The sequence below is a fragment of the Polaribacter gochangensis genome, from assembly GCF_046224025.1.
In the GTDB taxonomy this organism is placed as follows: Bacteria; Bacteroidota; Bacteroidia; order Flavobacteriales; family Flavobacteriaceae; genus Polaribacter; species Polaribacter gochangensis.
Genome location: NZ_JBJXRF010000002.1, coordinates 61,378 through 75,209 on the forward strand (window position 1 = coordinate 61,378; position 13,832 = coordinate 75,209).

The 13,832-nt window shown below is 31.4% G+C and carries 15 protein-coding genes; 6 read left to right on the forward strand and 9 right to left on the reverse strand.

Annotation, left to right across the window (positions count from 1 at the left end; all coding sequences use genetic code 11):
* The first annotated feature begins 1 nt into the window (after position 1).
* Positions 2 to 460, forward strand: coding sequence for a low molecular weight protein-tyrosine-phosphatase (locus tag ACEWL1_RS05600; RefSeq protein ID WP_409232315.1), 459 nt, complete (start codon positions 2 to 4; stop codon positions 458 to 460).
* Positions 450 to 1,160, forward strand: coding sequence for an SAM-dependent methyltransferase (locus ACEWL1_RS05605; RefSeq protein WP_409233034.1), 711 nt, complete (start codon positions 450 to 452; stop codon positions 1,158 to 1,160). Before ACEWL1_RS05600 ends, ACEWL1_RS05605 begins: the two co-directional genes overlap by 11 nt.
* On the opposite strand, the gene ACEWL1_RS05610 is transcribed toward ACEWL1_RS05605, so the two are convergent.
* The 5 genes from ACEWL1_RS05610 to dapF are packed head-to-tail and all read right to left on the reverse strand — an operon-like array spanning position 1,157 to position 4,849.
* The gene (locus ACEWL1_RS05610; RefSeq protein ID WP_409232316.1) at positions 1,157 to 2,059 is read right to left on the reverse strand and encodes a DUF2279 domain-containing protein; all 903 of its coding nucleotides are present in this window, start codon (positions 2,057 to 2,059) and stop codon (positions 1,157 to 1,159) included. The two genes, ACEWL1_RS05605 and ACEWL1_RS05610, sit on opposite strands and share 4 nt — an antisense overlap.
* Complete coding sequence (gene mltG / locus ACEWL1_RS05615) at positions 2,059 to 3,093, reverse strand: endolytic transglycosylase MltG (protein WP_409232317.1); 1,035 nt, start codon at positions 3,091 to 3,093, stop codon at positions 2,059 to 2,061. Before mltG ends, ACEWL1_RS05610 begins: the two co-directional genes overlap by 1 nt.
* On the reverse strand, positions 3,086 to 3,607 hold the full coding sequence (locus ACEWL1_RS05620) for a GNAT family N-acetyltransferase (RefSeq protein WP_409233035.1): 522 nt from the start codon (positions 3,605 to 3,607) through the stop codon (positions 3,086 to 3,088). The genes mltG and ACEWL1_RS05620 overlap by 8 nt, the downstream gene beginning before the upstream one ends.
* Before the next feature lie 12 nt (positions 3,608 to 3,619).
* Positions 3,620 to 4,036 (reverse strand): GxxExxY protein, encoded by a 417-nt coding sequence (locus tag ACEWL1_RS05625; RefSeq protein WP_409232318.1) that lies wholly within the window; start codon positions 4,034 to 4,036, stop codon positions 3,620 to 3,622.
* 24 nt (positions 4,037 to 4,060) lie between these two features.
* On the reverse strand, positions 4,061 to 4,849 hold the full coding sequence (dapF, locus tag ACEWL1_RS05630; protein WP_409232319.1) for a diaminopimelate epimerase: 789 nt from the start codon (positions 4,847 to 4,849) through the stop codon (positions 4,061 to 4,063).
* 137 nt (positions 4,850 to 4,986) lie between these two features.
* Here dapF and ACEWL1_RS05635 point away from each other — a divergent pair, with 137 nt between their 5' ends.
* Positions 4,987 to 6,366, forward strand: coding sequence for a trypsin-like peptidase domain-containing protein (locus ACEWL1_RS05635; RefSeq protein WP_409232320.1), 1,380 nt, complete (start codon positions 4,987 to 4,989; stop codon positions 6,364 to 6,366).
* A gap of 137 nt (positions 6,367 to 6,503) precedes the next feature.
* Positions 6,504 to 7,946, forward strand: coding sequence for a glyceraldehyde-3-phosphate dehydrogenase (locus ACEWL1_RS05640; protein ID WP_409232321.1), 1,443 nt, complete (start codon positions 6,504 to 6,506; stop codon positions 7,944 to 7,946).
* Positions 7,947 to 8,165: 219 nt separating this feature from the next.
* On the opposite strand, the gene ACEWL1_RS05645 is transcribed toward ACEWL1_RS05640, so the two are convergent.
* Positions 8,166 to 8,828, reverse strand: a complete 663-nt coding sequence (locus ACEWL1_RS05645; RefSeq protein ID WP_409232322.1) for a hypothetical protein — start codon at positions 8,826 to 8,828, stop codon at positions 8,166 to 8,168.
* 75 nt (positions 8,829 to 8,903) lie between these two features.
* Here ACEWL1_RS05645 and ligA point away from each other — a divergent pair, with 75 nt between their 5' ends.
* On the forward strand, positions 8,904 to 10,901 hold the full coding sequence (ligA, locus tag ACEWL1_RS05650; RefSeq protein ID WP_409233036.1) for an NAD-dependent DNA ligase LigA: 1,998 nt from the start codon (positions 8,904 to 8,906) through the stop codon (positions 10,899 to 10,901).
* Between the two features lie 60 nt (positions 10,902 to 10,961).
* A complete protein-coding gene (locus ACEWL1_RS05655) occupies positions 10,962 to 11,630 on the forward strand; it encodes a lysoplasmalogenase (protein WP_409232323.1) in 669 nt (222 codons plus the stop codon).
* Positions 11,631 to 11,693: 63 nt separating this feature from the next.
* Here the strand turns inward: ACEWL1_RS05655 and ACEWL1_RS05660 are convergent, their stop codons facing one another.
* Genes ACEWL1_RS05660 through ACEWL1_RS05670 form a run of 3 tightly spaced genes read right to left on the reverse strand, consistent with a single transcriptional unit; the run spans position 11,694 to position 13,801 of the window.
* The gene (locus tag ACEWL1_RS05660; RefSeq protein ID WP_409232324.1) at positions 11,694 to 12,083 is read right to left on the reverse strand and encodes a DoxX family protein; all 390 of its coding nucleotides are present in this window, start codon (positions 12,081 to 12,083) and stop codon (positions 11,694 to 11,696) included.
* Positions 12,084 to 12,123: 40 nt separating this feature from the next.
* Complete coding sequence (locus ACEWL1_RS05665) at positions 12,124 to 13,038, reverse strand: bifunctional metallophosphatase/5'-nucleotidase (protein WP_409232325.1); 915 nt, start codon at positions 13,036 to 13,038, stop codon at positions 12,124 to 12,126.
* Between the two features lie 4 nt (positions 13,039 to 13,042).
* On the reverse strand, positions 13,043 to 13,801 hold the full coding sequence (locus ACEWL1_RS05670) for a 5'-nucleotidase C-terminal domain-containing protein (protein ID WP_409232326.1): 759 nt from the start codon (positions 13,799 to 13,801) through the stop codon (positions 13,043 to 13,045).
* Positions 13,802 to 13,832: the final 31 nt, after the last annotated feature.

Sequence of the window (13,832 nt, forward strand, 5' to 3'; positions counted from 1 at the left end):
CATGAGAATTTTAATGGTTTGCTTGGGAAACATTTGTCGTTCTCCATTAGCAGAAGGTATTTTACAATCAAAAGTAAATGCAACTATAAAAGTAGATTCTGCCGGAACAGCTGGTTATCATGTTGGTCATTTGCCAGACGATAGATCTATTGCGGTTGCTAAAAAACACGGCATTAATATTTCTGATCAGCGTTGTAGAAAATTTGCAGTTAATGATTTTGATACTTTTAATATGATTTATGTAATGGATCGTGGTAATTACCAAGAGGTGCTTTCACTTGCTAGAGATAAATATGATGAGCAAAAAGTGCAATTAATTTTAAATGAAGTTTCTCCTGGCGCAGATCAAAGTGTTCCTGACCCATATTTTGGTGGAGATGCCGGTTTTGAAAATGTATATCAACTATTAGATGAAGCTTGTGAAATCATTGCTAAAAAAATAGAAAATGATGAAAGGTAAATTATATTTAATTCCGACTACTTTAGGCGATAATGAACCGTTAGAGGTGATGCCAATTTCTGTAAAAAAAGTAATTGAGCAAGTTGATTATTTTATTGTAGAAAATGAAAAAACAGCTAGACGATTTATCAAAAAAATATCACCAAAAAAATCGCAACCATCATTAACAATTATGATGTTAGATAAGTATGCAGATGAACTAGAAACAAGATCGTATTTAGATGTTTGTAATGAAGGAATTTCTGTTGGATTATTATCAGAAGCTGGAGTTCCTGCGGTTGCAGACCCAGGAGCAACCATTGTGAAATTGGCGCACGATAAAAACATTCAGGTGGTTCCGTTAGTTGGTCCTTCATCTATTTTAATGGCAATGATGGGTTCTGGAATGAACGGACAAAGTTTTGCATTTAACGGGTATTTACCGATTGATAAATCCGACAGAAAAAAGGCAATTAAAGAATTAGAGAAGTTGTCGAAAGAAAAAAATCAATCTCAAATTTTTATCGAAACTCCTTATCGAAACGAAAAATTATTAGCCGATTTAAAAGCAACATTAACTCCTTCTACAAATTTATGTATTGCTGCCGATATTACACTACCAACAGAGTATATTAAGACAAAAGATATACGAGCTTGGAAAAATGAAAATCCAGATTTACATAAAAGACCTGCAATTTTTATCATCCATAAAGAACATTAAAAATACAAAAAGTGGAATTTAAAATTTCCGTTGCTGTTGTATTCTAAAGTCGGGGCAGGAATTTTGATAAAATTAATGGTAGAAAACACCGTTTTTAAAAACTTTGATTTCGTTTCTATCTTCGTTAAGTCTAAATCTAAACTCAAATAAAACTGCCGATAAGGATCTTGAGAAAACTGATTATTAGGATTTGTTTCTCCATATAACATTCCTTCTGCACCATAACCAAAAGCAATATTTAACCATTTCGGAAAATTACTTTCTTTAGCAAAAGACCAAATATTTGCAGAAAGCCAATAGGTTTGTCCGTTGTAATCTTTTAACGCTTGTTGTAAAAAAGTATCTCCTAAAGTATTCGGTCTAATTTCAGCGAATTCTGTTTGATGAAAAGAATATTTTAAAGTAATTCGTTGTTCTTCCCAAAGGATTTCTTGCCCGATTAACAATCCTGTTCCGCTTGCATTTGCTATAATATCACCCCAAGAAGCACCCCATTTTTTTGAAAAACCATCTAAAACTTCAACAGCAGTTAAAAAAGTAAATCCAAATGTTGCACCATAAATCAATTGATTTTTTTTAGAGACTCCTGCCCAATCCAACACTTCCATTCCAGTTTTTCCAACATAATAAGAAGTCATTAGGTGTCCCATTTTATCCATCTGTTTCCATTGCTTATTGTCATTGATAAAATGAAAACTAGAACGCGGATGTTCTGAATACCATAATTTATCCAATCCAATTAAAGCTCCGACAGCTAATGTAGATTTTGTAATAATTACAGCGTTTCTTCTTTTAATATTTAAGGTGTCAGATTTTGTGTAGAAAGTTGAAGTTTGTGCTTGAATAGTACATCCAATTAGAAAAAGTGTAAAAAAAAGATACTTTTTGATCAACATCATTATCTATTAATTCCTTGATTGCTAATCCAAAGTTGATATTTTCTTGCGTTTCTATTGTGTTGATTTAAAGTATTTGCAAATTCGTGATATCCGATCTTATCAACACTTGCACACATATAAAAATAGTTGTGTTTTTTTGAAAATAAAACAGCATCAATAGATGAAATATCTGGCATTGCAATTAATGTAGGCGGAATGCCTTTGTTTTGATATGTGTTGTAAGGAGAATTTATCGTTAAATCTTTTAATAAAACTCGTTTAACAACAAAATCTTGTCCGTGCTTTTCTTTCAGCGCATAAATAATTGTAGGATCTGCCTGTAACGGCCAACCTCGTTTTAATCTGTTTAAATACAAGCCTGCAACAATTGGTCTTTCAGAAATTTTAGCTGTTTCTTTTTGAACGATAGATGCCAAAGCAATGACTTTAGTTCTGCTTAATTTTAATTTTTTAGCTTGTCTTTCTCTTTCTTCGTTCCAAAAACGATTGTATTCTGTTAACATTCTGTCTCTAAATTGCTCGGCAGTTGAATTCCAATACAACTCGTAGCTATTCGGTACGTACATTCCTAAGGCAGATTTTGAAGTAAATTGATGTTCTTTTAAAAAAGTTTCATCTTTCATTGCATTTAAAATTGAAATACTGTCCGCTTCAATTTGAACAGCAATTCTACCGGCTAAATCTTCTAAAGAATGTTGGTTGTTAAAAATAAGTTGTACAGGTGTTTGTTTGCCACTTCTTAAAAGGTTGATTAAATCATTATTAGAAATTCCTTTCGGAATTTTAAATTTACCAGCTCTTATGTTTTTGTTATATTCTTTTCTGTTGGCTACCCAAACAAATGATTCTACACGTTTTAGAAATGGTCTTACTTCATTTTCTAAATCTTTTAAGTTGCTATTTGTTTTGATAAATACAAAGCCTTCTTTAACGGTGTTTGGTGCGTAAATTTTGTTGTAAGTGTTGAGTGTAAAAACACCTCCAATAAGAAGTATTAAGCCAATAATTACTACGATAAATCTCTTTTTATTCATTGATAATTTGATATAAAATTTCATCTTTAAAAGTAGAGTTAGAAAAAATCCAATCTTTTTTTACGCCTACTTTTACAAAGTTATGTTTTTTAAATAAAGCAATACTTTTTGTATTGTCTGAAGTGATATTTGCAAACAATTGATGCAATTGTAAATGCGTAAAACAATAGTTGATTAATAACTTTAATGCTTCTGAAGCAAACCCTTTTTCTTGATGTTTCTTGTGAATTAAAATTCCAATTCCGACTCTTTTATGTTGCGGATTAAAATCAAAAAGATCAATAATTCCAGCTGGTTGATTGTTTGTTTTTTCTTCAATAATTAGGCGCAATTGCTTGGCTTCAAAAATATCTAAATGGGCATTTTCTAAATATTGTTTTAATACAAATTTAGAAAACGGAGTTTGTGTATCGCTAACTTCCCAAAAAGATGTATCATTTTCTGTGTCAAACAAAAACTGTAAATCTTCTGGCTCTAAAGCACGTAGATTAATTTTTTGACCACATAGAGACATAGTTGACATAGCTTATTTTATTGGTAATTCATTAAAAAAATTATTCACAAAAGTTTTTTGCCCTTCTTTAAATATATTCAAACAATTAAAATTAACGATAATACCTTTTGGAGCTCTTAGTAAATGCATGTAAGTTAATAATTGAGCTTTAAAAATAGGTTTTAATTCTTGAACAGATTTTAATTCTGCAACTAAACAGTTTTCAATTAGTAAATCTGCCCTTAAATTAGCATCAACTTTAATATTTCTATAAGAAACTGGAATATTTATTTCTGTTGAAAAAGAAATCTTTTCGTATTTTAATTCTTCAATTAAACATTGATGATAAATACTTTCTAATAAGCCAGGACCTAATTCTTTATGAACATTAATGCAACAGCCTAAAAAAGAATAGGTTAAATCATCAAGAAATTGTTTAGTTATATTCATGTCAAATTTTCTGAAACAGTTAAACTATGCGTCTATGTGGTCAATATTTATAATTCCTTTAAACACAAAAGTAGCTGGTCCTTTTAGAAAAACATTTTTGTATTGGTTGTTTTCTACACTAAATGAAACTTCTAATTCTCCTCCTAAAACGGGTAATTTAATAACTCTTGAGTTGGTTTTATTGGTTTTATGCATGGCAATTGCAACGGCAGTAACTCCCGTTCCACAGGCCAATGTTTCATCTTCTACACCACGTTCGTATGTTCTAACTTTAAAAGTAGTTTCGTTTATTTGTTCTACAAAATTAATATTGCTTCCTTGGTTTCCATATTCATTTCTTAACTTTCTCCCATTTGTAACAACATCATAAGTATCAATATTTTTTACAAGTTGAACATGATGTGGAGAGCCAGTATTTACAAAAACATGATTGGTATGAACTTCGGTCTTTTTAACATCAATCATTTGCAAGGAAACCAAACCATTTTCTATGCTTGCGTGATGCAATCCGTCAACAGCATTAAAGGTGGTTTTTTCTGAAATTACGTTTAATTTGTATGCAAAAGCAACAATACATCTTCCGCCATTTCCACACATTGTTCCTTCATTTCCATCAGCATTAAAGTACACCATTTTAAAATCGGTTTCAGCATCATTTTCTAGTAGAATTAACCCGTCTGCTCCAACTCCAAAATGTCTATCACACAATTTATTGACTAGGGCAATGTTGTTTTTAGGAAATGAATTATCTCTATTATCAATCATGATAAAATCGTTTCCAGTTCCTTCGTATTTGTGAAAAGTGATATCCATAAGCCACAAAGATAACAATTTATCTGCTGAAAATAGTTTGTTAAAACACGGTTAAAAATCGTTAAAATGCAGTTAAAACATATTTGTGTAAAATGTTAAAATCGTATATTTGATAAGTTCTAAAAAATGATAAGAAAATGAAAAAAACAGCTAGTTTATTAAGTATTGCAATTTTAGGAGGAATCTTAACTCTTGGCGGTTATAAAATGTTTTTAGAAAAGCCTCAAGTTGTTATAGAACGAACGGTTGAGCCTTCTTCACAGATTGTGAAAACCAGTTTTACAAATACAAATTTACCCATAACAAATTCGCCAACTAATTTTACTGAAGCCGCAGAAAAGACCATCCATTCTGTTGTTCACGTAAAAAACACGGCAATAAAAACACAATCTGATCCTTGGGCAGAATTGTTTTACGGAAGAGGAAGTGGAACAAGAAAATACGAACAAGTAGGAACCGGAAGTGGTGTTATTATTTCTGAAGATGGTTATATCGTTACAAATAATCATGTAATTGCCGGAGCATCAGATTTAGAAGTAACCTTAAACAATCAAAAAAAATACAAAGCAGAATTGATTGGAACAGATACAGAAAATGATATTGCTTTGTTAAAAATTGATGCAGATATTAAACTGCCATACATTACTTTTTCTAATTCTGATGCGTTAAAAATTGGTGAATGGGTGTTGGCAGTCGGAAATCCTTATAATTTAACTTCTACTGTAACAGCAGGAATTGTAAGTGCTAAAGGAAGAGATTTAAGAGGAAATGGAAACATTACAGATTCATTTATACAAACGGATGCTGCTGTAAATCCTGGAAATAGTGGTGGTGCATTGGTTAATACACGTGGAGAATTGGTGGGGATAAATACAGCAATTACTTCTAAAACGGGTTCTTTTGTTGGGTATTCTTTTGCTGTTCCATCAAATATTGCTAAAAAAGTTATCGAAGATTTAATGCAGTTTGGTAGAGTACAACAATCTGTATTGGGAATTTCTATTGATTTAGAATATTCTGAAGAAGGTGTTAAGATTGGCGGTTTCCCAGACAATAGTGGCGCAAAAAAAGCGGGATTAAAATCGGGTGATATCATCACAAAAGTAAACAATATCAAGATTTCTAAATTCTCTGATTTGGCAGGGCAATTAAGAGCAAAACGACCAGGAGATTTTGTAGATGTTACTATAAATAGAAATGGTTCATTTTTAAATAAAAAAGTAAAACTTTCTAAAAAAGATGTATTTAGATCTGATAGTTATCACTTAGATCTTAAAGATTTAACAAAACCAGAAATGAATAAATTAGGAATTTCTTATGGAGTTAAAATAGTACAAGATTACGCTCAAAGGGCAGATGGTTCTAGTATAAAAGGGTTCATCATTACCAAAATAAATAATAAAAAAGTAACGAGTGCTTCTCAAGTCGCAACGTTTTTAGATTCTCAAAAAAGATATTCTGTCACCATAGAAATGTTAGATTTAAAGGGAGAAAAAGTAAAATTTTACCTCAGGTAAAATCATTTAAAAATGAATTTATACATCTCGCTTTAAACAGATAAAGCGAGATTTTTATTTTTGAAAAATAGCAATCAAATCGATAGAAATAAGTATTTTTGCACCAAATTTGAAAAACCAACAGATATAACACAACTATGTCAACAACAACAAATTATGAAGATCAAGTATCTTCTCAAGTTCAAACTCGTAGAGCTACTGTAGAATTTATCAATATTGTAAACGATTTATGGTTTGATAAATCTATCGAATTGGTCTTATTTAGAAATCAATTAATAGACAAGCAAACGAGCGAAGTTTTAAATTTAATTAGCTACGCAAAAGAATTTGTAGCAAAACCAATTACCATCTTTGATGCTTTAGACATTGCAAAAGCAATTCAGAAATTAGAGTTGCCAGCATCTAAATTAGATATTGGAAAGTTGGCATACGAATGTCAATTAAACGAAGCAGATTGTGCTGATAAGTTAGCATTTGTAAAAAATCAATTAAAAGGAGCAATTGCATCAGAAAATATTAAACCAAAAGATGTAGTTCTGTATGGTTTTGGTAGAATTGGTCGTTTATTAGCGCGTGAGTTAATGAACAAAATGGGTAAAGGTGCTCAATTGAGATTAAGAGCTGTTGTTACTCGTGGTAAAATAGATGAATCTGTTTTAGAAAAAAGAGCTTCATTATTAAGTATAGATTCTGTACACGGAGATTTTATGGGAACTGTAGAAGTTGATGTAGAAAACAATGCATTAATTATAAACGGAACAACAGTGTATATGATTTCTGCAAATCAGCCAGAAGATATCGATTATACAACTTACGGAATTAACGATGCTTTGATTATTGATAACACAGGAGCATTTAGAGATAAAGAAGCGTTAAGCAGACATTTGGTTGCAAAAGGAGCAAGTAAAGTATTGCTAACTGCGCCAGGGAAAGGTGTTCCAAATATTGTTCATGGTGTAAATCACGAAGAAAATAATCCAGACAATGTTGATATCTTTTCAGCAGCTTCTTGTACAACAAACGCAATTACACCTGTTTTAAAAGTATTAGAAGATAGTTTTGGAATCAACAAAGGGCATTTAGAAACCATTCACGCATACACAAACGATCAAAATTTGGTTGATAATATGCATAGTAAATATCGTAGAGGTAGAGCAGCAGCTTTAAATATGGTAATTACTGAGACTGGAGCTGGAGCTGCAGTTGCAAAAGCATTGCCAGCTTTGGCAGGTAAATTAACTTCAAATGCAATTCGTGTTCCTGTTCCTAACGGATCTTTGGCTATTTTGAGTTTACAATTACATACTGATGTAACTGTAGAATCTGTAAATGCAATCATGAAGAAATATGCTTTAGAAGGCGATTTAGTGGAACAAATTAAATATTCTGTTGATAATGAATTGGTTTCTTCTGATATCGTTGGCTGTTCTGCGCCATCAATTTTTGATAGCAAAGCAACAATAACAGACGGAAATAGCATTGTAATTTATGTGTGGTATGATAACGAATACGGCTATTCTCATCAAGTGATTCGTTTGGCAAAACACATTGCAAAAGTAAGACGTTTTACGTATTATTAGTAGATAGAAATCACAAAATAATTTTTAAAAACCGAAACAGATTTGTTTCGGTTTTTTATTTTGTAGCTGTTTCCTGCTTTCCGCACTCGCTTTTTTTCATTCCTCAAAAAGAGCTCAAACAAACGCTTCAATCAGGGCTAAGCATTTTTATAATTTGGAGTGTAATTTTCTAAGGTTTTTTATTATCAATAGTAATAAGAAAAACAAAAATTAGCGCAACTATTCTTCCTCGAAAAAGATAATTTTAGCTTCAAACTCTTCATTTAAAAACTCGTCTTTGCTTATCCAATAATCAGAAGTTGTCATGCTGTAATGAGTGTTCTTTTTTTGAAGTTCCCAAATTACATCATTGGCTTCATCAAAAGGATCAACGGCATTTACTTGATCTCCAAACAAACGCAATACAACCGCATGATTGTCTAAGTTTTTAGCAAAACATTTTAGCACAATTTCTTTGGTTATCGTTGCGTCTGCATTTTGTAAAGGTGTTATTTCAAAATCTACTACGGTAGCTTTTGTGTTATGAAATTTACCATTATACGCTTTGTATAATAATTGGTTGATGTTAAAAAGTTCTTTGTGTAAATTTATTTCTGGATATTCTTCAGAAATCTTATCCAACAACATTTCATGTGATAACTGCTCAATTTGTCCTTCGTTTAAATGATTAGATAATTTATAATCTAACACAATTGCAGCAGCTTCATTGGGTTCGTAATCTGTAATTGCCATAAAAAGCAATTCCCTTAATTCGGTCATATCATTACTTTCTGCATTCGGAAAATCAAATCGTTCTAAAAGTTCTTTATAATCTTTAAGGTTCCAAGAATTTTCTAGTTCTTCAACTGTAGAAATTTTATGTATTTTTATAGCGTATTTCATTTATTTAAATCATTTTTGAATGAATATAAAGGATACGAAATTTTAGCACCAAAAACAAGTTTTATTATTGATAATATGACCGTTCAAGAAAGAATACAACAACTTCGCGAAGCGTTAAATTTGCACACATATAACTATTATGTTTTAGACAATGCAACAATTTCTGATTTTGAGTTTGACATCAAATTAAAAGAATTAGAAAAGTTAGAAAGAGAAAATCCGCAGTTTTTTGATGCCAATTCGCCAACACAAAGAGTTGGCGGAGAAATCACCAAAAATTTCGAAACGGTTACGCATAAAAACCGAATGTATTCTTTGGATAATTCGTATTCTAAAGAAGATTTATTAGATTGGGAAAAACGAGTTCATAAAGGTTTGGGAACAGATGATGTAGAATTTACGTGTGAACTAAAATACGACGGGGCTTCTATCAACTTGACTTTTGAAAATGGGCAGTTTGTAAAAGCGGTTACGCGAGGCGATGGTTTTCAAGGTGATGATGTTACTGCAAATATTAGAACTATAAAGTCGATTCCTTTAGTGATAAATGGAAACTTTGTCTCCGATTTTGAAATGCGAGGAGAAATTATTTTACCGTTAGATGGATTCAATAAAATGAACCAAGAACGCGTAGAAAACGGAGAAGAAGAATACAAAAACCCAAGAAATACAGCAAGTGGAAGTTTAAAATTACAAGACAGTGCAGAAGTTGCAAAACGACCTTTAGATTGCTTGTTGTATCAAATTGTTACTTCAGGACGAAAATACAAAACACATTTTGAGAGTTTAGAAAACGCTAGAAAAGTAGGGTTTAAAGTTCCAGAAACAATGGCTTTAGCAAAAAGTATTGATGATGTTTTTGACTTTGTAAATCATTGGGATACAAAGCGTCACGATTTGCCGTATGAAACAGACGGCGTTGTTATTAAAGTAAATAATTTACAGCAACAAGAAGAATTGGGTTATACGGCAAAAGCACCACGTTGGGCAATGGCATACAAGTTTAAAGCAGAACAGGTTGCTACAATTTTACACGAAATTACGTATCAAGTTGGGCGAACAGGAGCGATTACTCCTGTTGCAAATTTAGAACCAGTGCAGTTAGCGGGAACTATTGTAAAACGGGCTTCGTTGCACAATGCAGATCAAATTGAAAAGCTAGATATAAGAATTAACGATACTGTTTTTGTTGAAAAAGGCGGAGAAATTATTCCGAAAATTATTGCAGTTGATTTTACAAAACGTCCGCAAAACTCTACACCAACAAAGTACGCAACACATTGTCCGGAATGTAATACAGAATTGGTAAGAACCAAAGGCGATGCCAAACATTATTGTCCGAATGAATTTGGTTGTGCGCCACAAATTACCGGAAGAATTCAGCATTTTATCAGTAGAAAAGCAATGGATATTGATGGTTTGGGCGGAGAAACTGTTGATTTATTGCGCAAAGAAGGATTGATAGAAAATTATGCAGATTTGTATGATTTAAAAGTGGAGCAAATTATCCCATTGGAAAGAATGGCAGAAAAATCTGCTCAAAATATGATTGACGGAATCGAAAAATCAAAAGAAATTTCGTTTGAAAAAGTATTGTTTGCCTTGGGAATCCGATTTGTAGGAGAAACCGTTGCAAAGAAGTTGGCAAAACATTTTAAATCGATTGATCATTTAATGGCGGCAGATTTTGAAACCTTAATTGCTGTGGATGAAATAGGTGATCGAATTGCACAAAGCATCATCGATTTTTCGAATGACTTAGGAAATGTTCAATTGATAAATCGATTAAAATTAAGTGGTGTGCAACTAGAAGTATCAGCAGAAAGTTTAGAAAATCAAACAAATAAATTAAACGGAAAAATATTTGTAGTTTCTGGAGTTTTTCATCAATTGTCAAGAAATGAATTGAAGAAAGCTATTGAAGATAACGGCGGAAAAGTAAGTTCGTCGATTTCTAAAAAAACAGATTTTGTAGTTGCAGGAGATCAAATGGGGCCAAGTAAAAAAACAAAAGCAGAAGATTTAGGTGTTGCAATTATTTCTGAACAAGATTTTATAGATATGATTTCGTAGAGGAGTTTGTAACATTTAGTTAACTTAAAAGTCTAAATATTAAATTTATCAAAATCAACAATGACCAAACAACTTAAAATTACTCTCGTAACTGCATTATTTTTCATTGCAGCAGTTGCAGATATTTGGGGAATTATTACCCTAAATGAAACGATAAAAACTATTGCAAAACCAATGTTGCTCACTTTGTTAGCTTTGGTGTATTTAGCATCCGTTAAAAAACCAATTTTTTGGTATGTTTTAGGAATGTTTTTTAGTTTTGTTGGCGATGTATTGTTGATGTTTAACGGTGCAAATTTTTTTATGTTTGGACTTTTGGCATTTTTATTAGCGCATGTTGTATACATTAAAGTTACTGTTGGTTTTTTGCCAGGAGATTTAACAGTTAAAATGATTTCATCTGCTTTTCCGTTTGTTGTTTTCTTCGGGGTTTTAATGTATTTAATTTACCCAAACTTAGGCGAAATGCTAATTCCTGTTGTTGTATATGGAATTACAATTTCTACCTTTGGCTCTGTGGCTTTATTGAATTATAGAAGCGAAAAATCAACAGAAAATTTATGGTTATTTATTGGAACTGTGATATTTATTTTATCAGACAGTTTAATTGCATTGAATAAATTTTATAAACCAAATGAAATTTACGGAGTTGCTATTATGATTACTTATATTTTAGCGCAATTTTTAATTTGTAAAGCACTAATTGTAAAGACAAATAGTGCAGCATAAAAAAGACGGTTTTTATTCAAAAACCGTCTTTTCATCTTAATAAAAAACTTCATTTCATAACATTTACTTTTGTCCTAAAAAAGGAATTTCTTTTTTGTTTAATATCAATAAAATAAACGCTGATAGGAATGTAATTACTGCACTAATAAATAATGCACCTCCATCACTGTTAAATTCAATTCCAAGAATTGTTAAATGTGATACAATTGCTCCGCCCATTAATCCAAGAGTTAAAAAAGCGCCTAACCACGTTTTGTTTGGAACAAATAATAAAACAGCAGCAATTAATTCTAGAACTCCAGTTCCAATCCTCATTAATGCTTCATTTTCTCCAGCAATTATAGTAAATAAATGGATGCTTTCTTGAGTGCTAGAAAATTTAAAGAACAAGGTTTGCCCCATGATAAATGCAGCAATTAGTTTTAATAGAATAGGAACTATTTTTTTCATCATCTAAAGTTTTACATGTTTAGACGCCTCCTTTTTAAACTACTTACACTAAGATGCTTTTGCTTTGGGTGGTAATGTTTTTTTCTTCGTCAAAATAGAAATCGATTCGCCCAACATTTATTCCGTAACAACCCACTTGATTGACCAACATATTTTGATGGTCCGCATTTTTCACAATCGTTGGTTTTGGTAAAAAAGTATGTGAATGACCACCAATAATTAAGTCGATGTTTTTTGTGACTTTAGCTAGGTTTAAATCAGAGATTCTTTTAGGGTTTCTTTTGTTGTAATACCCTAAATGTGATAAGCAAATTACCAAATCACATTGTTGTTCATCTTTTAAAATTCTACTCATATCTTGAGAAATTTCAACAGGATCTAGATACTTAGTTTCTTTGTACATTTTTTTACCAACCAACCCTTCTAACTCTATTCCTAAACCAAAAACTCCAATTTTAATTCCGTCTTTTTTAAAAATTTGATAAGGTTTTATATGTGTGTCTAAAACCGTATTTTTAAAATCGTAATTGGCAGAAACGAAATTAAAATTTGCATTTGGCAATTGTTTATATAAGCCTTCAATGGTATTGTCAAAATCATGGTTCCCAATTGTGGCTAAATCATATTTTAACATGCTCATTAACTTGAACTCTAGTTCTCCGCCAAAATAATTAAAGTACGGAGTACCTTGAAAAATATCACCTGCATCAAACAATAAAGTATTCGGGTTTTCCTTTCTTATATTCTCTACTAAAGTTGCTCTTCTGGCCACTCCGCCTTTATTAGCAAACTTATAATGAGAAGGTTCAAAAGGTTCAACATGACTGTGCGTGTCGTTGGTATGTAAAATGGTAATATGTTTTTTCTTTTTTGTTGTAAAAGAAGGCAAAGTTAATCCGCCAATTGCTGTTAAAGAAGCTGCAGCTGATGTTTGTAGTAAAAAATTTCTTCTATCCATTTTATTATCTTTTAAAACGATTGTCTAAAACAGTTTTGATGGTGTCTACACTTTTAAAGTAATCTACAATAGCATCACGCATTTTGTAATCTTGTTTGTAACTGTTTTTAGGATTTTTAAAAAACACCATTTTATCTCCGCCACCTTGTAAATAGTCAGTGGTTAGCACATAATAGTTTTTCTTTTTATCAAACTTTTTGCCTTGTATAAATAATCTATAACCATTTTTTGTAATCGATAATTGAATGTGCTTAGATAAAGGATGTGCCGTTTTATTTGTAATTAAATAATTGATAAGTGCTTCCATTTTATTACCAGTTAATTCAACCACAACAAACATATTATCAAAAGGCATCAATTCGAAAGCGTGTTTATTGGTGATGTTTCCTTCGGGAATCCCAGCTCTTATCCCGCCATAATTAAACATTGCAAAATCAATGTTTTTACCCGTTTCATTATAAAATATTGGATTTGCTCTTTCGTAAGATAAATCTGCCATTAAATTTCCTAAACTACTTTCTAAATCGCCATCGGTTCTAACAATATCTTTTGGGGTGTATGAAATTATGGTATTTATTTCTTTGATCATTTTCTCTTTAAACGGAGCAATCGTTTTTGTAATATTGGTGTCAGAAGCTAAGCTAGAGTCAATAGAAATGGTGTTTGCCGTAATTTTTGTGACTGCATATTTTTCATTTTTACAAGAAAAAATCAAAAAGCTTAAAAAAAATAAAAAAGCAATTCTTTTCAATGTTCTACGCATGTTTTTTTAGTTAAATTTGTAAGTAACGAAT